Source organism: Glacieibacterium sp. (assembly GCF_965200405.1).
Classification (GTDB): Bacteria; Pseudomonadota; Alphaproteobacteria; order Sphingomonadales; family Sphingomonadaceae; genus Glacieibacterium.
The window spans coordinates 2,633,790-2,650,859 of the sequence record NZ_OZ241356.1 but is presented as its reverse complement, the minus strand read 5'-3'; the positions used below and the strand labels follow the sequence as shown (position 1 = coordinate 2,650,859).

At 68.2% G+C, this 17,070-nt stretch carries 15 protein-coding genes, 2 tRNA genes and 2 riboswitches; of the genes, 5 read left to right on the top strand and 12 right to left on the bottom strand.

The window, feature by feature from the left end:
- Positions 1-120 precede the first annotated feature (120 nt).
- Entirely contained in the window at positions 121-1,011 is an 891-nt protein-coding gene (gene rpsB, locus ACOFKW_RS12355; RefSeq protein WP_419814453.1) for a 30S ribosomal protein S2, read from the bottom strand.
- A 151-nt stretch (positions 1,012-1,162) separates the two neighbouring features.
- The gene (gene msrA, locus ACOFKW_RS12350; protein ID WP_419814452.1) at positions 1,163-1,702 is read right to left on the bottom strand and encodes a peptide-methionine (S)-S-oxide reductase MsrA; all 540 of its coding nucleotides are present in this window, start codon (positions 1,700-1,702) and stop codon (positions 1,163-1,165) included.
- Between the two features lie 113 nt (positions 1,703-1,815).
- On the opposite strand from msrA, the gene ACOFKW_RS12345 reads away from it, so the two are divergent.
- Positions 1,816-2,070 carry a response regulator transcription factor gene (locus tag ACOFKW_RS12345; RefSeq protein WP_419814451.1) on the top strand — a complete coding sequence of 85 codons (255 nt, stop codon included), beginning with the start codon at positions 1,816-1,818 and terminating at the stop codon, positions 2,068-2,070.
- A 3-nt stretch (positions 2,071-2,073) separates the two neighbouring features.
- Here ACOFKW_RS12345 and gcvPB read toward each other — a convergent pair whose 3' ends face one another.
- The 8 genes from gcvPB to ACOFKW_RS12305 all read right to left on the bottom strand — a co-directional run bounded on the left by gcvPB (position 2,074) and on the right by ACOFKW_RS12305 (position 11,583).
- Positions 2,074-3,594: an aminomethyl-transferring glycine dehydrogenase subunit GcvPB gene (gene gcvPB, locus ACOFKW_RS12340; RefSeq protein WP_419814450.1), complete on the bottom strand. Its 1,521-nt coding sequence runs from the start codon at positions 3,592-3,594 to the stop codon at positions 2,074-2,076.
- Entirely contained in the window at positions 3,591-4,949 is a 1,359-nt protein-coding gene (gcvPA, locus tag ACOFKW_RS12335; RefSeq protein WP_419814449.1) for an aminomethyl-transferring glycine dehydrogenase subunit GcvPA, read from the bottom strand. The genes gcvPB and gcvPA overlap by 4 nt, the downstream gene beginning before the upstream one ends.
- Before the next feature lie 5 nt (positions 4,950-4,954).
- Positions 4,955-5,719: a class I SAM-dependent methyltransferase gene (locus ACOFKW_RS12330; protein WP_419814448.1), complete on the bottom strand. Its 765-nt coding sequence runs from the start codon at positions 5,717-5,719 to the stop codon at positions 4,955-4,957.
- Positions 5,716-6,087: a glycine cleavage system protein GcvH gene (gcvH, locus tag ACOFKW_RS12325; protein WP_419814447.1), complete on the bottom strand. Its 372-nt coding sequence runs from the start codon at positions 6,085-6,087 to the stop codon at positions 5,716-5,718. Before gcvH ends, ACOFKW_RS12330 begins: the two co-directional genes overlap by 4 nt.
- Entirely contained in the window at positions 6,084-7,220 is a 1,137-nt protein-coding gene (gcvT, locus tag ACOFKW_RS12320; protein ID WP_419814446.1) for a glycine cleavage system aminomethyltransferase GcvT, read from the bottom strand. Before gcvT ends, gcvH begins: the two co-directional genes overlap by 4 nt.
- A gap of 44 nt (positions 7,221-7,264) precedes the next feature.
- Positions 7,265-7,368: riboswitch (glycine riboswitch) on the bottom strand.
- Positions 7,369-7,472, bottom strand: a riboswitch (glycine riboswitch). It lies immediately after the preceding riboswitch.
- A 47-nt stretch (positions 7,473-7,519) separates the two neighbouring features.
- The gene (locus tag ACOFKW_RS12315; RefSeq protein ID WP_419814445.1) at positions 7,520-9,877 is read right to left on the bottom strand and encodes a putative bifunctional diguanylate cyclase/phosphodiesterase; all 2,358 of its coding nucleotides are present in this window, start codon (positions 9,875-9,877) and stop codon (positions 7,520-7,522) included.
- Between the two features lie 61 nt (positions 9,878-9,938).
- The gene (locus ACOFKW_RS12310; RefSeq protein WP_419814444.1) at positions 9,939-10,568 is read right to left on the bottom strand and encodes a PEPxxWA-CTERM sorting domain-containing protein; all 630 of its coding nucleotides are present in this window, start codon (positions 10,566-10,568) and stop codon (positions 9,939-9,941) included.
- A gap of 112 nt (positions 10,569-10,680) precedes the next feature.
- Positions 10,681-11,583, bottom strand: coding sequence for a prephenate dehydratase (locus ACOFKW_RS12305; RefSeq protein WP_419814443.1), 903 nt, complete (start codon positions 11,581-11,583; stop codon positions 10,681-10,683).
- A gap of 125 nt (positions 11,584-11,708) precedes the next feature.
- Between ACOFKW_RS12305 and ACOFKW_RS12300 the strand changes: the two genes are divergently transcribed.
- From ACOFKW_RS12300 to ACOFKW_RS12285, 4 genes are all read left to right on the top strand, one after another.
- Entirely contained in the window at positions 11,709-12,443 is a 735-nt protein-coding gene (locus ACOFKW_RS12300; protein ID WP_419814442.1) for a c-type cytochrome, read from the top strand.
- 64 nt (positions 12,444-12,507) lie between these two features.
- A tRNA-Gln gene (locus tag ACOFKW_RS12295) sits at positions 12,508-12,581 on the top strand.
- A gap of 82 nt (positions 12,582-12,663) precedes the next feature.
- Positions 12,664-12,739: transfer RNA gene (locus tag ACOFKW_RS12290), tRNA-Ala, on the top strand.
- Between the two features lie 118 nt (positions 12,740-12,857).
- Positions 12,858-13,550 carry a DUF6445 family protein gene (locus ACOFKW_RS12285; RefSeq protein WP_419814441.1) on the top strand — a complete coding sequence of 231 codons (693 nt, stop codon included), beginning with the start codon at positions 12,858-12,860 and terminating at the stop codon, positions 13,548-13,550.
- 4 nt (positions 13,551-13,554) lie between these two features.
- Here the strand turns inward: ACOFKW_RS12285 and ACOFKW_RS12280 are convergent, their stop codons facing one another.
- Together ACOFKW_RS12280 and ACOFKW_RS12275 are read right to left on the bottom strand one after the other, a co-directional pair.
- Positions 13,555-15,048 carry a tryptophan halogenase family protein gene (locus tag ACOFKW_RS12280; RefSeq protein ID WP_419814440.1) on the bottom strand — a complete coding sequence of 498 codons (1,494 nt, stop codon included), beginning with the start codon at positions 15,046-15,048 and terminating at the stop codon, positions 13,555-13,557.
- Positions 15,045-17,066, bottom strand: coding sequence for a hypothetical protein (locus ACOFKW_RS12275; protein ID WP_419814439.1), 2,022 nt, complete (start codon positions 17,064-17,066; stop codon positions 15,045-15,047). The genes ACOFKW_RS12280 and ACOFKW_RS12275 overlap by 4 nt, the downstream gene beginning before the upstream one ends.
- Positions 17,067-17,070: the final 4 nt, after the last annotated feature.

The following is a 17,070-nucleotide window of genomic DNA, read 5'->3' as shown; positions in this document are numbered from 1 at the left end:
GTAGCTGAATTATTGGCGTCGTCCCGGCAGGGGTGGCGACCTGCTGCACTACGAGCCGACTTGCTCAAGCTCGTAGTGCAGAGAGGCTGCGACCGTCACCGAACGGCGGCGGAAAGGTAGTTAGGCGGACGCCTCGGCATCGGTGCCGACGGTCGAGTCGGCAGCAACGTCAGCAACCGGTGCATCGGCAACATGGACACCGACTTCGCCCAGCGCTTCGACCATCGTCGTCGGCAGCGGCTCAGCGGAAACCGGAGCAGGTGCTGCGAACGTCTCGACTGGTGGCTCGTCCATCGCACCGAGGTCGAGGCCCTGGTTGGCCTGGCGACCCTGGCGGGCTTCGATGATCGTGTCGGCGATGGCGTTGCAATACAGCAGGATGGCGCGCGAGGCGTCGTCGTTGCCCGGGACCGGGAAGGCGATGCCCGAAGGATCGGTGTTGGTGTCGAGGATCGCGACGACCGGGATACCCAGGACGTTGGCTTCCTTGATCGCCAGCTCTTCCTTGTTGACGTCGATCACGAAGATCACGTCGGGCAGGCCGCCCATGTCGCGGATGCCGCCGAGCGACAGCTCGAACTTGTCGCGCTCGCGGGTCAGCTTCAGGACTTCCTTCTTGGTCAGGCCGGCGGTGTCACCCGACAGCTGCTCCTCAAGGGTCTTGTAGCGCTTGATCGAACCGGAAATGGTCTTCCAGTTGGTCAGCATGCCGCCGAGCCAGCGGTGGTTGACGTAGAACTGGCCCGAACGGTTGGCTGCCTCGGCGATCGGCTCCTGCGCCTGGCGCTTGGTGCCGACGAAGAGCACCTTTCCACCGGCCTGGACCGTGCCACGGACGAAGTCGAGGGCGCGCGCGAACAGCGGCACCGACTGCGACAGGTCGATGATGTGGACGCCGTTACGATCGCCGAAGATGTAAGGCTTCATCTTCGGGTTCCAGCGGTGCGTCTGGTGGCCGAAGTGGGCGCCTGCCTCAAGCAGCTGCGCCATCGAGACAACTGGAGTTGCCATGGTATTTCTCTCCTCTATCCGGTTAAGCCGCCGCAGGGGGTGATCGAGCTCGCGCCCGGCACCGGAAGGGTTGACCCCTGCGTGTGTTTTCAGTGGTGGGGCGGTTAGCCCAAGCGTGGGGGCCGCGTCAAGCCTGCGGCCCCCTGCCCCGTCACGCCGCGGACTTCAACCGTGCCGCATAGCCCTTGCGGAACTTGGCCAGTTTCGGCCCGACCACCGCAGCGCAATAGCCGTTCGAGCCGGCGTTGTTTTTGTAATAATCCTGGTGATAGCTTTCCGCCTTGTACCACGGCGCCTCGGCCTCGATGGTGGTTACGATCGGGGCATCCCAATCGGCCTGGTTGCGCTCGACCGAGGCACGCGCCTCGGCCTCCTGCTTGCGGCTGTGCGGAAAGATCGCCGACCGATACTGCGTGCCTGCGTCGCCACCCTGCCGGTTGGGCGTCGTCGGGTCATGCGTATGGAAGAAGATGTCCAGAAGGTCCGCGTAACCGACGACTTCGGGATCGAAAGTAATGCGGACCGCCTCGGCATGACCGGTCGCGCCGCCGCAGACGCTGCGGTAGTCCGGATCGACCATGTGTCCGCCGATGTAGCCCGACTCAACCGCCTCGACGCCCTTGAGTTCATTGAAGACCGCTTCGGTGCACCAGAAGCATCCGCCGGCGAGTGTCGCAATTTGCTTAGTCATGTGAACACTCCGTTTAGTTTTTACTGAAATAAGGATTGCGGGCGATCCGTTTAAGTAGCGATAGCGTCGAAGCAGCGGCTCGGAGGACATTCCGTGCCGGTCCGGGGGGACATATGAAGCAGGCTGACGATCGCCCGGGCCGCATTGCGGTCGCCGTCCGGCTGACGCCGCGCCAGCTGGATTGCGTCTTGCTGGTCGCGCAGGGCAAATCCAACTGGGTCGCCGGCCAACTGCTCGGGCTAGCTCCAGGTACTGTTCACAAGTATTTGGAAAGCGCCAAGAAACGATACGGCGTCTCAAGCCGGACCGAGCTGGTCGTGCGCGCGCTGCACGACGGCCAGCTCAGGTTCAGCGACGTCATCGGCTAGGCGTTACTCCGCCGCCTGCGCCAGCGCCGGCTCGCGCCAGGTCAGCACCGGCTTGCGCGCCGCGCCGGTCTCGTCGAGGCGACGGCGCGGGGCGAGGAACGGCGCACCCTTGAACGCCGCGGGATCGGCGGTCATCCGCTCGGCCAGCGAGCGCATCGAGCCGATCAACTGGTCCAGCGACGCCTTGCTCTCGGTTTCGGTCGGCTCGACCAGCATCGCGCCGTGGACGACGAGCGGGAAGTACATGGTCATCGGGTGGAAGCCCTCGTCGATCATCGCCTTGGCGAAATCGAGCGTGTTGAGCCCGGTCGCGCTGAGGAAGTCGTCGGAGAACAGCGCCTCATGCATGCACGGCCCAGTCTCGGCGAACGGCGCGGTGAACACGTCCTTGAGCGAGGCCAGCACGTAGTTGGCGTTGAGCACGGCGTCCTCGGATACCTGCCGCAGGCCGTCGTTACCGTGGCTTAGGATGTAGCTGAGGGCGCGGACGAACATGCCCATCTGGCCGTGGAAGGCGACCATGCGGCCAAAGCTCTGGTTGTGGTCGGCGGACTTGTGGGCCTGCTCCTCCTCGACCAGTTCGTAGCTGTGACCGCTGCGGCGCACGAACGGCAACGGCGCGAACGGTGCCAACGCGGCGGAAAATACCACCGGGCCGGAGCCGGGACCGCCGCCACCGTGCGGGGTCGAGAAGGTCTTGTGCAGGTTGATGTGCATCGCATCGATGCCGAGGTCGCCCGGCCGTACGCGCCCGACGATGGCGTTGAAATTGGCGCCGTCGCAATAGACGAAGGCGCCCGCGGCATGGACCGCATCGCAGATCGCGATCATGTCCGGCTCGAACAGCCCGCAGGTGTTGGGATTGGTGATCATCACCGCCGCAACGTCGGGGCCGAGCCGAGCCTTGAGCGCCGCGAGATCGACACGGCCACGTGCGTCCGCCGGAATGTCCTCGACCGCATAGCCGCAAAAAGCCGCCGTCGCCGGATTGGTCCCGTGCGCGCTCTCCGGCACCAGCACGACGCGGCGGGCATCACCACGGGCATCGTGCGCGGCGCGGATCGCCAGCATGCCGCACAGCTCGCCGTGCGCGCCGGCCTTGGGGCTCATCGCCACCTCGGGCATGCCGGTCAGCGTCTTCAGCCAATGTGCCAGCGTGTCGATCAGCTGGAGCGCACCCTGCACCGTCTCGATCGGCTGGAGCGGGTGGATGTCGGCGAACCCCGGCAGCCGCGCCAGCTTTTCATTGAGCCGCGGGTTGTGCTTCATCGTGCACGAGCCGAGCGGAAAGATGCCCATGTCGATGGCGTAGTTCTGGCGGCTCAGGCGCGTGTAGTGGCGCACCATGTCGGGCTCGCTCAGCCCCGGCAGGCCGATCGGCCGCGCTCGCTCCAGACCGCCGAGGCGGCTCGCCACCACCGGCACGTCGGGCAGGTCGACGCCGCAGCGGTCGACCGCGCCCTTCTCGAACAGCAGCGGCTCCTCCAGGATCAGGCCGCGATTGCCGGTCCAGGTCGACGTCATGCCAGCACCTCGTCAAGAGCGTCTTCCAACGCATCCATGTCCGCATCGGTGACCGTCTCGGTCACCGCGATCACCAGTCCCCGTTCCAGCGCCGCGACGCCCGGGTACAGCCGCCCAAGCGAGACGCCCGCGAGGATGCCCTTGTCCGCCAGCTTGCGCACCACCGGCCGCGCCTCAATCGGCAGCTTGATTGTAAACTCGTTGAAGAAGCTCTGCGTCACCAGCTCGATCCCCGGCATCCGCGCCAGCCGCTGCGCCAGCTGAACCGCCCGCGCATGGTTGAGCGCCGCCAGCTTGCGCAGGCCGCTCTCGCCCAGCAGGCTCAGGTGCGTCGTGAACGCCAGCGCGCACAGGCCGGAGTTGGTGCAGATGTTCGAGGTCGCCTTCTCGCGGCGGATATGCTGCTCACGCGTGCTCAGCGTCAGCACGAAGCCGCGCCGCCCGTCGGCATCGACGGTCTCGCCGCACAAGCGTCCCGGCATCTGGCGCACATGCTTCTCGCGGCAGGCGAACAGCCCGAGATAGGGCCCGCCATAGTTGAGGCCGTTGCCGATGCCCTGCCCTTCGCCGACGACAATGTCCGCGCCCATTTCGCCGGGCGAGCGGATCGCGCCGAGCGACACGACCTCAGTCACCACGACGACCAGCAGCGCGCCGTTCGCATGGCAGGCGGCGGCGAGCGGCGCGAGATCGGCGACATGGCCGAAGATGTTGGGGTTCTGGACGACGACGCAGCTGGTCGTGCCGTCGACCGCCGCCGCCAGCGCCTCGAGATCGTCGTGCGACGTCAGGTCCGGCGTCCGCGTCGTCACCTCGTCCTCGGTGAAGCGCGTCAGGGTCTGCAGAACCGACACATAGTGCGGATGCACGCCCGACGAGACCAGTGCCCGGTTCCGCCGCGTCACTCGGCGCGCCATGAACACCGCCTCGGTCATCGCAGTCGAACCGTCGTACATCGAGGCGTTGGCGACCTCCATGCCGGTCAGCCGCGCGACCTGCGTCTGGAACTCGAACAGCACCTGCAGCGTGCCCTGCGCGATCTCTGGCTGATACGGCGTGTAGCTGGTCAGGAACTCGCCGCGCTGGATGATATGGTCGACGCTGGCGGGCACGTGATGCTTGTAGGCCCCGCACCCCAGGAAGAACGGCGTCGTCCCGGCGGTCAGGTTGCGCGACGCCATCTTGCCGAGCGCGCGCTCTACCTCCAGCTCGCCCATGTGCGCGCTGAGGCCGGCGATCGGCGCGGTCAGCCGCGCCGCCTCGGGCACGTCGGCGAACAGCGCATCGATATCGGCGGCCCCGATGATGCGCAGCATGTCCCGCCTGTCGGCATCGGTATGCGGCAGGTAACGCATTGTAACTACTCCGGCTTGAAGGCGCTGAAACGTAGACGGACATAGTCCGCAACCCAATTGCCCGCATCGTCGCGGAGCAGCGGCGCGAGGAAATCCTCGACGTCCTGCGCGAACTCGGGCTGGTCGGCATGGGCAACGCTGATGGTGTCGAGGAAGCCCGAGCGGAAGGTCTTGAGCCAGCCGGTGATGCCGGTCGGCAGCGTCGTCGGGCGCGGGATGATCTGCGTCTCGATCCGGGTGAAGCCGGCCGCGGCGAGCACGGCCTCATACTCCTCGGCGGTCTGGTAGACCTGCGTCTCGCGGGTCGGGACGCGAAAGCCCCACTTCAGCGCCATCGCGCGGATCCCCGCCCGCAGCGCCGCGATATTGCCGAAGCCGCCGCACTCCCCGACGAAGCGCCCGCCGGGCTTGAGTGCGCGGAAGACGCCCGCTGCGACCGCATCCTGGTCGGGCATCCAGTGCAGCGCGGCATTGGTGAACACCGCATCGAACTCGACGTCGAACGCCAGCGCCTGGCCGTCGGCGATCGCGACGTCGAGGCCGCGCGCCCGGGCCGCCTCGAGCATGTCCTCCTCAGCATCGACACCCAGCACCGAAGCGCCGGCCGCGACGATGCGCTGGGTCAACACGCCGTCGCCACAGCCGAGGTCCAGGATGCGCTCACCCGCGACCGGCGCGAGCAATGCCAGCACCGGCGCGCCCAACGCCGGCACGAACCCGGCATTGGCGGCATAGTCGCTGGCGACCCAAGGCTGGGCAGCGACGCTCACAGGCCGGCGACGAACGACTTGTACGTGTCTTCGGTCATCAGATCGTCGAGTTCGGCCGGGTTGCTCAGCGTCAGCTTGAAGAACCAGCCATCGGTCTCGGGCGCGGTGTTGACCAGCGCCGGCTCGGCTTCCAGCCCCGCATTGGCCTCGGTAACGGTGCCGGACACCGGCGAATAGACGTCCGACGCCGCCTTGACCGACTCCACGACCGCCGCGTCATGGCCCTTGGTCAGCGCCTTGCCCGCCGCCGGCAGTTCGACGAACACCACGTCGCCGAGCTGGCCCTGCGCATAGTCGGTCACCCCGACCGTTCCGAGATCGCCCTCGACGTTAACCCACTCATGTTCCTTGGTGAAATATAGCGTCATGCGGGCGCTCCTGTTTTGGCGGCAGATCCTTGCCGGACGTAGGATTTCGGGAAGAACGGCATCGGCACGACGGTCGCCTCCAGGATGCGGCCACGAACATCGATGCCGAGGCGCGTGCCGTCGGCGGCATGCGCGGCGGCGACATAGGCCATGGCGATCGGAGCACCGAGCGCCGGGCCGAAGCCGCCGCTGGTGACGGTGCCGATAACGCCCTCCTCGGCGACGACGCTGGCGCCCTCGCGGGCCGGCAGGCGGCCATCGAGGCGCAGTCCGACGCGCTTGCGGGCGGGACCGTCGAGCAATTGCTGCAGGACGTGGTCGGCGCCGGGAAAGCCACCCTCGACCTTGCGGCGCTTCGAGATCGCGAACGACAGCCCGGCCTCGACGGGGGTGATCATCGGGTTGAGGTCGTGCCCGTACAGCGGCAAACCGGCTTCCAGCCGAAGCGAATCGCGCGCGCCAAGGCCGATCGGCTTGACCTCGGGCTGAGCCAGCAAGGCGCGCGCCAATGTCTCGACGTCGGCGGCGGGAACCGAGATCTCGAAGCCGTCCTCGCCGGTATAGCCCGAGCGGCTGATCCATGCCGGGACGCCCGCCACATCGAACGCCGCCGCCCGCATGAAGCTCAGCGCACCGACGCCCGGCGCGAGCCGCTCCAGCGCATCGACCGCCTTCGGGCCCTGTAGCGCCAGCAGCGCCAGGTCGTCGCGGTACACGGGGCGCAGTCCGACCGCCTCGAACACCGCGATGTCGGCGTGCTTGGTCGCGCCGTTGACCACCATGTACAGGTCGTCGTCCTGCGCCGCGCCGCGCTTGGTCACCATCAGATCGTCGAGGATACCGCCACCCTCGCCGAGCAGCATCGAATAGCGCAGCACGCCTTCGCGCAGTCCGGTCAGGTCGCCCGGCAGCAAGGTCTCCAAAGCCATGGCGTCGGTGCCCGCGAACAGCAACTGGCCCATGTGCGAGACGTCGAACAGCCCGGCGCTGGTTCGCGTCCAATTGTGCTCGGCGATGATCCCCTCGGGATACTGGATCGGCATCGCGTAGCCGGCGAACGCGACCATGCGCGCGCCGAGTTCGCGGTGCAGCGCGTCGAGCGTCAAGGCTGCCTGGATATCGGTGTCGGCCATGGGCAATCCGCGACAGAGTCCAGCCGGTGGACCGTCCACCCGCCGCACCCCCGTCTGTCACTTGCACCTGAGAGCTTTGACCGGCGGACCGGCTTACCCCTTCGGCGGAGCAGCCCCGAGGGTCCGCCCACTTTCCAGATTGTCGCTATGCGCTCGCGCGGTCCTTGGGCCTGAGAGATTCCGGGGGCGGTTGCTCCTTCGGCGGTGGCTTGGCCCCTTGCGGCACCATCCACACTCTCCCGCGCGAACGCCGGGTTGCCCCGACGACCCAAAACTTTTGCGGCACTGCAGCGAGCGAGTCAATCGATTGCCAGCAAGGCCGGCGAGTTTCGCGCGACCAGCGCGGTCGCGGCCTCGGGCGGCATCGGATGCCCGAACAGATAGCCCTGTACCTGGCCACAACCGAGCGACCGGCACGCCTCGAATTCCGCCCGCGTCTCGGTGCCCTCGGCGGTCGTCGCCATGCCCAGGCTGTTGGCCAGCGCGACGATCGCCTGGATGATCGCGGTCGATTCGGACTCGCACTCCGCCGCCCGCTGGACGAAGCTGCGGTCGATCTTGATACGGCTGAACTCGGCCTTGCGGAGGTAGCCCAGCGCCGAATAGCCGGTGCCGAAGTCGTCCAGCGCAAAGCGCACGCCGAGCGCCTTCAATCGCGCGATCATCGCCATCGTCGAGGATCGCTCGGCCAGGAAGACGCTCTCGGTGATTTCCAGCTCCAGCCGGTCGGGTGCGATGCCGTTGTCGCGCAGGGCCTCTGCGATGACGCGCGGCAGGTCGGCGTCCTCGAACTGCAGCGGGGACAGGTTGACCGCGATACGGATGTCCTCCGGCCAGCGTGCCGCCCAGGCACAGGCCTCGCGCAGCACCCACTCGCCGATCCGGATGATGGCGCCGGTGTCTTCGGCAACCGGGATGAACTTGAGCGGCGCGATCAGGCCGAGCGTCGGGTGGGTCCAGCGGAGCAGCGCCTCGAAGCCGACGATGCGCTCGTCCGATGCCTCGACGATCGGCTGGAACGCCAGGCTCAGCTCGCCGCGGTCGAGCGCCTGCATCAGGTCGACCTCGAGCACCCGGCGCTCCTCGGCGCGCAGCTGCAGCGCGGCGGCGAAGCGGCAGGCGGAACCGCGACCGGAGCGCTTGACCTCATACAGCGCCAGGTCGGCGCAGCGCAGCAGCACGTCGACCGTGGCGCCGTCCTCCGGTCCCATCGCATAGCCGACACTGGCGCCGATGGAGACGCTCTGCCCCTCCATGTCATAGGGTCGCGACAGGCTGTCGACGATGGCGCGCGCCAGCCGCTCGGTGCGGCGCAGCGACGGCGACACCAGCACCACCGCGAACTCGTCGCCACCAAGCCGGCCGATGCGGGCGCCCTCCCCCGCGGCATGGCGCAGTCGCGTCGCCACCTCGCGCAGCAGCCGGTCGCCGGCCAAATGACCCAGCGTGTCGTTGACCAGCTTGAAGCGGTCGAGATCGACGAACAGCAGCGCACAGCCGCCCGGCAGTTCGGCCGCGATCGTCTCCCGCATCAGGGCGCGGTTGGCGAGCCCCGTCAGCGGGTCGTAGCGCGCAAGCTCGACGATGCGGTCTTCCGCCCGCCGCGCCTCGGTGACGTCGGTGCCGACGCCGCGAAAGCCGGCAAAGCGCCCGCTATCGTTGAGCGGGGTGCCGCTGATCGACCACCAGCGCAGTTCGCCCCGCACCGTCGCCGGCACGACGAAATTGCTGAACGCGCGCCGCTCGGTGAAGATCATGCCGAGCTTGCGGACCGCACCGCGCACCGCCGGATCGCGGCGGTCCGGGCCGATCAGCCCGACCAGCGCCATGTCGAGCAGCGCCGCTTCCGAACGTCCGGAGGCCTGGCACAGGCGCGGCGAGGCGTGGGTCAGGCGGCCGGTCGCATCGACCTCGATCAGCCAGTCGCTGCCGTGCGCCTCGAACTCCCCAAGCAGCAGCCCGATGGTGGCACTGGCCTGGTCCTGCTCCGCATCGCTGCGCAGCCGCACCATCAGCTCGCCGCTCGACACGAGAATACCGCGGGCGATCACCGTCGCCAAGCTGACGAAGCTCAGGCAGACCAGCGGCGTCGCCAGCGGGGACCAGTACGGCAGGCCCAGCACGGTCGCGGCGGCAATCGCGCCGACCAGTATGATGCCGCAGACCGGCAGTGTTGCCGCGGACAGGCCGCACACCGCCATCGCGTTCGCCGACAGCAGCGCCAGGATGATCTGGTTCTCGGCGGTGACCATCGGCAGCAGGTGAAGCATCAGTGCGGCCCAGGCGATGCCGAAGCACGCGACCTCCGCACTGATCGTCCAGAACAATGCAAGGCTAGCGTGACGCGGTACGCCGAGCCGCCGGTTGCGCAGCCAGCGCAACGTCCACAGCCCCGACAGCCCGCCGATCACGGTGCCCCAGGCGATGACGAGCAACGGGTCGGCGCTCGCCTGCAGGACGAACGCGAGCACCCCCAGGTTGACCAGCATCAGCGCGACGTTGAACGGCACATGGCGGTTGAGGGCCGCGATCTGCTGTCCCCTGACCTGCGCCCAGAACGACGCCTCCGCGCCCGTGCCCGGCTGGTCGAAGCCGAGCACCTGCCGCCAGCCGATCGCTTTCGACACCGGAACCGGTGGCCGGAACATGGCCGACATAGTGCGTCTCTCCCCCGGTGCTCAGGGGAGATAACGACCGCGATTGCCGCGCCTTAACCGCCTAGGTGGCCGCGATCGCCCGCCGCCGCATGGTCGTGCCCACCAACCCGAAGCCGGTGATCATCATCAGCCAGGTCGCCGCCTCGGGAACGGCAGTCAGATTGGCGTTCTCCGGCGCGAAGTCGGAGATCTGCGCGCTCACGCCGCTGCCGTTCCGCGGCCACAGGTTGAAGCCATAGTCCATCGCCGCAAAGCCGGTCGACGGCAGCCGGGACAGGGGCACCACGACGCTGAACGTCCGGCCCAGGATGGTGATCGAGCCCGGCGACAGCGCAACGCCGCCGATCGCGCCCAAGCCGGTCTTCTGGATGACGATCGCCTGGTTGAAGATGACGTTGGGCTGGCCGAGCGCACCGAACGGCCGGAGCAGCCCGGTGCCGGTGTCCGCGCCGATGACGTAGAAGCCGGCTTTGGTCGGGTCGATGTCGCCAGCCAGTCGCGCGCTCAGCAGGAAGGTCGAGGCCGCGGCATCATAGCTGACGCTGAAGCTCGTCACGTCGAGGTCGGCGTCGTGCGTCCCGACGAAGGTCGGCAGAAAGTCACCGACCGCATCGGGCGTCGACCCGGCCCGCGCCGCGCCGCTCGCGGCCAGTGCCGCGATCATGCCAAGTCTCAGGATCAGGGTGCGCATATCAAGACCTCTCGAAAATATCGTCAGGGTACAAGATGCCGCCAGCTCGAACGCGCTGCGCCCAATCCTTAACACAAAATAAACGATCGCGCCAAGGCGACCGGGTATGACCCTAGCCGCCGCCGAGCACTCGCGGGCGGGCCTGCTGGTACGTCCCCAAGACCCGCAGCCATTTGGTATGGAAGCGCAGTTCCTCCAGCGCCCGCGCGACGCCGACATCTCCCGGCGCGCCTTCGATATCGGCATAGAATTCGACTTGGGTGAAGCTGCCGTCGCGCAGATAGCTCTCCAGCTTGGTCAGGTTGACGCCATTGGTCGCGAACCCGCCCAGCGCCTTGAACAACGACGCCGGGACGTGGTTGGTCTCGAACATCAAGGTAGTCATCACCGGCACCCCGGCGGCGGGCGTCAGCGGCTCGCGGTCGAGCACGACGAAGCGCGTGGTATTGTGGCTGGCGTCCTCGATGCCCTCCGCATGGATGGTCAGGCCGTACAGCTCGGCCGCCAGCGAGGACGCGATCGCGCCGATCGACGGGTCCTGCGCCTCCGCGACGAATGCCGCCGCGCCCGCTGTGTCGAACGCCCCGACCGGCCGGATGCCCCAGGCCTTGAGGCGGCCGCGCACCTGGCCCAGCGCCTGAGGATGGCTCATCGCCTCGTGGATCGCGTCGCGCGGCCCCGTCGACAACAGGCAGTGCCGAACCCGGACGAAATGCTCGCCGGTAATGTGCAAACCGGATTCGGGGAGCAGGAAGTGAATGTCCGCGACCCGGCCGTGCAGTGAGTTCTCGATCGGGATAACGGCGCGTGCCGCAGCACCCGACTGCACCGCTTCGATCGCATCCTCGAAGGCGAGGCACGGCAGCGGCAGGCCGTTTGGAAAGGCCTCTCGCACTGCCTGGTGCGAATAGGCACCGGGCGCGCCCTGGAAGGCGACGGCGCGTCGCGGCTCCCGGTCGGCGGCATCGGTCATCGCCTCGACAAGGCGGCGCGCGGGTTCGGGATAGCTGTCCATGGCCGCTGCCGTTATGGCGTCGAACGCTGTGTGACAAGCAGGGCCTTGCCCGCGACGGCGGTTCCCGTCTATTGCTCCGCCCGATTTCGCAGGGCTTTGCGCCCTCGCACGCTTCGGAGGCATTGGTGGACAGTTTCGAGTGGAACAAGATTGCGGGCTGGGTGCTCGCCGCCGCGATCGCGGTGCTTGGCCTGACCATTGTCACGGGCATGATCTATAAGCCGGCACATCTCGCCAAGCCCGGCTATGTCGTCGAAGGCGTCGAGGCCGAGACTGCCGCCGCCGGACCTGCCGTGGTCGAAAAGCCGATCGAGGCCTATCTCGCCTCCGCATCGGTGGAAAAGGGTGAGGCGATCTTCAAGAAGTGCGCTGCCTGCCACACCATCGGCAAGGGCGAGCCAGCCGGCATCGGTCCCAACCTGTACGGCGTCCTCGGCGGGCCGCACGCGCACATGCAGGGCTTCGGTTACTCCGACGCCATGGCGGCGACGCACGGCAAGACCTGGGACTGGGACGCGATCAATCAGTGGCTGACCAGCCCCAAGGCCTATATCCCCGGCAACAAGATGGCCTTCGCCGGCCTGTCGAAGGGCGAGGATCGCGCCGCGGTCGCCGCCTACATCAACTCCAAGAGCGACAAGCCGCTGGCGATCCCGGCCGTGCCTGCCGAGGCTGCTGCAGCGCCGGCCGCTGCTGCGGCGCCTGCCGGTACGCCGACCTCCGCCCAGCCTGCGCCGAGCGCCGGCAAGGCACCGGACGTGCCGGTCGCCGACCTGTCGAACAACGCCAAGCAGCCCGAGAGCAACGTCGGTGGTCCCGCCGCCAGCGCCGTCACCGGGACGAGCAAGACCGAAAAGTAAGACCTTGGGGTGGCCATTCGTTGACAGCCTAGCTGCCCGCGTCTAGTCACCCCCCTCGCCGTGCTGCCCTGTCGTCTAAAGGTAAGACTACAGACTCTGACTCTGTCGATCGAGGTTCGAATCCTCGCGGGGCATCCACGGTTCTCTCACTGAATTCGGCTTAAACAGGGCGTTGCATCGCCGCCCGAGCCCACCTATACGAACCATCTTCCGTCGATGTGGGGCAGTAGCTCAGATGGGAGAGCGCAGCAATCGCACTGCTGAGGTCAGGGGTTCGATCCCCCTCTGCTCCACCAACGATTACAATAGATTAGACGGAAGTGCCCGCTGGGCCACCGGCCCGTCCACAGGCTTCCGGGCGCAGTTCGAGGCGGTCGCGGACCGGCGATTGGCCGGCAGTTCGAAGGGCGTCGCATGACGGCACTGGCCCCCGAAGTCTTTCATGTCGGCACCGCCCGCACGCCGGTCATGGTGATCGACGCGGTCAGCGGACGGATCGAAGCGGTCCGCGACGTGGCCGCCGGGCTCGCCCCCTTCCCGCCGGCGCGCGGCAATTCCTACCCAGGCGTCCGTCGCCATATCAAGGACAGTGACACTGCGGCAGCGGCCTATGCGCGGCAGCTTCTCGGCGCGACCGTCGGGGCGATCAACAGGACGTTCGGCTTCGATGGCTTTGCGCTGCTCGATGCGAGTTTCTCGGTCGTGACCGCGACGCCGGAGCGGCTGACGACACAACAAAGCGCCCCGCATTTCGACTCCACCGATCCCGACTATCTCGCGGTGATGCACTTCGTGGCGGGCGTCGACGGCAGCGGCACGGCATTCTACCGCCAGCGCGCCACCGGCATCGAAGTCGTCAGCGATGCCAACCTCGCAGCCTTCGTCGGCGCCGCCCAGCGCGAAGCGGCGGGATGGCGGGGCTATATCGGCGACACCAACCCTTCGTTCGAACGCATCGGCGCGGTCGAGGCGCTGCCCGACCGGGTCGTCGTCTATCCGAGCGGCCTGCTGCATTCCGGGACGATCCCCGCCGGGATGACCTTCGACCCGGACCCGCGCCGTGGTCGCCTCACCGCCAACTTCTTCGTGCGGGGACGGCGCGCGTGAGCGCTTAAAGCGCCGGTATCGGCCTGACGACAGGGGGCAGTTCCTGCGCGGACTTGCGGATCGCGGCGCGCACCGCCTCGACATGACGCAGGTTCTCGGCAGCGGGCGTCGCGTCGAGCATCGGGTTGTAGCCCATGGCGCGAACGCCCTGCCCGTTCATCACGGCGAACCAACTGGCGTCGCGGAAAAGCTCGTCGGTATCGAGGATGATGCGGCCCGACCGGCGGTACTGCTCGACCCTGGTCGCCAGCGTGTCGGGCATCGGCGTCGCCTGGCACGCCTGCCACAGCGGCTCGGTACGGCCAGCCGTCATGTGATAGTGCAGGATCAGGAAGTCCCGGACATCCTCCATCTCGCGCTGGAAGATCTGGTCGAAGCGCCTGGCCAGCCCCGGATCGCAATCCTGGCGCGGGAACAGCGACAGCAATTTGGCGATGCCGCTCTGGATCAGGTGGATGCTGGTCGATTCGAGTGGCTCGAGGAAGCCGCTCGACAGGCCGATCGCGACGACGTTGCCGATCCAACTCCGCTTTCGCCGACCGGGGGTGAAGCGGATCAGGCGCGGCTCGGCGATCGGCGGGCTGTCCATCGCGGCCACCAGTGCATCGCGCGCCGTTTCCGTCGTCGTGAACGCGCTGCTGAACACATAGCCATTGCCGACGCGGTGCTGGAGCGGGATGCGCCAGCGCCAGCCGGCTTCCATGGCGATCGCCCGGGTGTAGGGGGTGATCGTCGTCTCTGGCGCACTCGGCGCAGCCCATGCGGCGTCGCACGGCAGCCAGTGGGACCAGTCCTCGAAACCGGCGGACAGTGTTTCCTCGATCAACAGGCCGCGCAAGCCGGAGCAATCGATGAACAGGTCGCCGCTCGCCTCGTCGCCGCGGTCGGTGACCAGCGCGGTGACGAAGCCGGAGTCCACGTCGCGGTCGATGCGCGCGACCTTGCCCTCTATCCGCACCACGCCGCGGCGCTCGGCCATGCTGCGCAGGAAGCGCGCGTAGAGACCCGCATCGAAATGATAAGCGTAGCCGAGGGTCGACAACAGCGAGCGCGGATCGCCGGTCGGGCGGGTGAAGCGACCCTGGCGCGCGGCGCGGGCGGTCAGCGCGAAATCCTCCATCGGCGCGTCGAGGCCGCCGAGCCAGGCGCGGATCAGCCGGTGCGGAAACATCGTCGCGTCGCCCGGCCCGCCGAAGGTACCGAACGGGTGGAGGTAGCTGCTGCCCGGTCCCTGCCAGCCCTGGAACTCGATGCCCATCTTGTAGGTCGCGCCGGTGGCCTGCATGAACTCGGCCTCGTCGATGCCGACCAGCTGGTTGAACCAGTGGATCGTCGGGATCGTCGCCTCGCCGACACCGATGGTGCCGATGGCGTCGGACTCGACCAGCGTGATCGCGGTCCCGGTGTTCTCCAGCGCCTTCGACAGCGCCGCGGCGGTCATCCAGCCGGCCGTGCCGCCGCCCAGAATGACGACCCGGCCGATCGGCGCGCTGGTCACCGCGCGCACTTCGCGACGGCCGGACGCTGGACGGCAAGGTAGACCGTGCTCCATAGCTGCGCCGCATTGGACTCGTCGGCGTCGGCACCGCTCGCGCCGAACGGCACGATCTCGTAGCGGCCGTTGGCAAAGCGCCACGACCAGAGCTCGGAGCTTTGCACGCTCTTCGAGGCGTCGATCGCCGTCCACACGGCGGACTGGGCCTTGAGGAGCTGGCCGCACACCCCCGGTGCAAGGTCGGTCCGCGCCAATTGACGCGCCAGCCCGGCGGCGACCAGCGCCTGCTGCCACGACCAGACGACCGTGCCGTGATAGGCGTTGCTGCCGAAGCGCGCCTTTACCGCCGCCGAAGCGAAGACCGGGTTGGCGACGAGCATCCCCGCGCCGGTCATCAGGCCGGCGGGAAACGGCCGCTCGATGGTGGCGGCGGTAATGGCGAGCTGCTCGGCGGACGGGTTACCGAACAGCAAGGCGAAGCCGTCGTCGGAATTGAGGATCGGGATCGGGCGGCCGGCACCGTCGAGCGAGATCGCGTTGAACCGTGTCGGGAGACCACTTGCCGCGGCCAGCGCCGGACCTGCCGGCACGCCCTGCGTCTTTGCATAGGCCGCAATCGCCGGTCGCGCCGCGTCGACCGACATGGTCTGGGCGAACAGCGGCGCGGCACGGGTCCGCCAGATGGTCGCCATTCCAGCGAGCCTGTCGAGCAGCGCTCGGTCGGAGGCCGTCGCGTAGCGGTCAAGCAGATGCGCGCGGTGCATCGCAGCCGCGGCCTCCAGCGCCGCGGGGACCAGCACGGCGTTGACGTCATAGGGGTAGCGCCCGCCCCCGAGCCCGTCGTTGCTGTCGCGCCACTCGCCCGCGTCCATGCCGGCCCGCAGCGAGATCAGCTTGTCGAAGCGCGGATCGGCGGCGAACGGCGTCGCCTGCGCCGCGACGTAGCGGATGTTGCGGATCATCGCCTCGCCGAGCGGGCGACCGGCGATCTTTTGCGCGAGAAACGCAATCGCGCGCGCCTGTCCGCGCTTGTCGTCGACCAGCCAGGCACCGGCGACGGGCGCAAGCAGGAACGCGCTGTCGATCATCTTGTAGTCGTAGACCGGCGCTGCCGACAGGCTGCCATCCGCCTTCTTGTGGTCGAGGATGGCGAACTCGCCGATGTCCTCCTCGTGCGCGACATTGCCGTCGTCGGACAGGCGCTCGAGCACCGAGGTGAGGCCGGCTTCGACCGCGGCGGGCTTGAGCACCGGCATCAGCAGCCGCATCGACAGCAGCGTGTCCCGGCCGAAATAGGTGTTGAAGCGCCACGACCCGGCGAGGAACTTCTCGTGGTAGCTGAGGAATTCGAGTGCCGTTCGCGCCGCCGGATCGGCCGCCGCACCGGCTTCGAGCAGGCTGCCCGCCGGATAGGGCGTCAGCGCCGGCTCGCCGGTCAGCGCGGTGACCGACAGGCGGATCAGGCCGTCGCGGCCTGCAACGATCGTCGTCCCCTCCAGCCGTCCCGACTTGACCTGGATGACGAGCCGGTAGCCGGGCGCCCCGTCGAGGCGGTCCCGCACCCAGGTCATCGTATTCCCCGCGACCTCGGGCCGGGTCAGCACCTCGGCGGGTGCGCGGCCGAGACCCTGGTAGTCGCGGAGGACGCGCACGCTCGACAGCACGGCCTGCCGCGCGACCAGCCGCGGTGCCCGGACGCTTGCTTCGAAGACGACGCCGTTCAGCGGCCGCCCGCGCGCGTCGGGCAAGGTGACTGGCCTTGCCGGGCCGGTCATCGACCACAGGGCGTCGGCGGCGACCTTGTCGAACCACAGGCCGACGCCGCTGTTGCCCGCCGGAAAGGCGACCAGCAGTCGCGGATCGCTGCCCGACCGCAGGACGATATGAGCGGCGACCGGGCCTTGCTGGACGAAGCTGTTGAGGTTGAGCCCCTCGCGCCGCGCCGCCGGGGCGGCACCTGCCCCGGCCCCGGCCAAGGCGACAGCAAGCGCGAATGTCATGGCGGCACGGTTGATCGTCATGACT

Bases quoted from the DNA above. Each gene is read 5' to 3' on its own strand.
- rpsB (WP_419814453.1), bottom strand. From the start codon at position 1,011: ATGGCAACTCCAGTTGTCTCGATGGCGCAGCTGCTTGAGGCAGGCGCC.
- msrA (WP_419814452.1), bottom strand. From the start codon at position 1,702: ATGACTAAGCAAATTGCGACACTCGCCGGCGGATGCTTCTGGTGCACC.
- ACOFKW_RS12345 (WP_419814451.1), top strand. From the start codon at position 1,816: ATGAAGCAGGCTGACGATCGCCCGGGCCGCATTGCGGTCGCCGTCCGG.
- gcvPB (WP_419814450.1), bottom strand. From the start codon at position 3,594: ATGACGTCGACCTGGACCGGCAATCGCGGCCTGATCCTGGAGGAGCCG.
- gcvPA (WP_419814449.1), bottom strand. From the start codon at position 4,949: ATGCGTTACCTGCCGCATACCGATGCCGACAGGCGGGACATGCTGCGC.
- gcvH (WP_419814447.1), bottom strand. From the start codon at position 6,087: ATGACGCTATATTTCACCAAGGAACATGAGTGGGTTAACGTCGAGGGC.
- gcvT (WP_419814446.1), bottom strand. From the start codon at position 7,220: ATGGCCGACACCGATATCCAGGCAGCCTTGACGCTCGACGCGCTGCAC.
- ACOFKW_RS12315 (WP_419814445.1), bottom strand. From the start codon at position 9,877: ATGTCGGCCATGTTCCGGCCACCGGTTCCGGTGTCGAAAGCGATCGGC.
- ACOFKW_RS12310 (WP_419814444.1), bottom strand. From the start codon at position 10,568: ATGCGCACCCTGATCCTGAGACTTGGCATGATCGCGGCACTGGCCGCG.
- ACOFKW_RS12305 (WP_419814443.1), bottom strand. From the start codon at position 11,583: ATGGACAGCTATCCCGAACCCGCGCGCCGCCTTGTCGAGGCGATGACC.
- ACOFKW_RS12285 (WP_419814441.1), top strand. From the start codon at position 12,858: ATGACGGCACTGGCCCCCGAAGTCTTTCATGTCGGCACCGCCCGCACG.
- ACOFKW_RS12275 (WP_419814439.1), bottom strand. From the start codon at position 17,066: ATGACGATCAACCGTGCCGCCATGACATTCGCGCTTGCTGTCGCCTTG.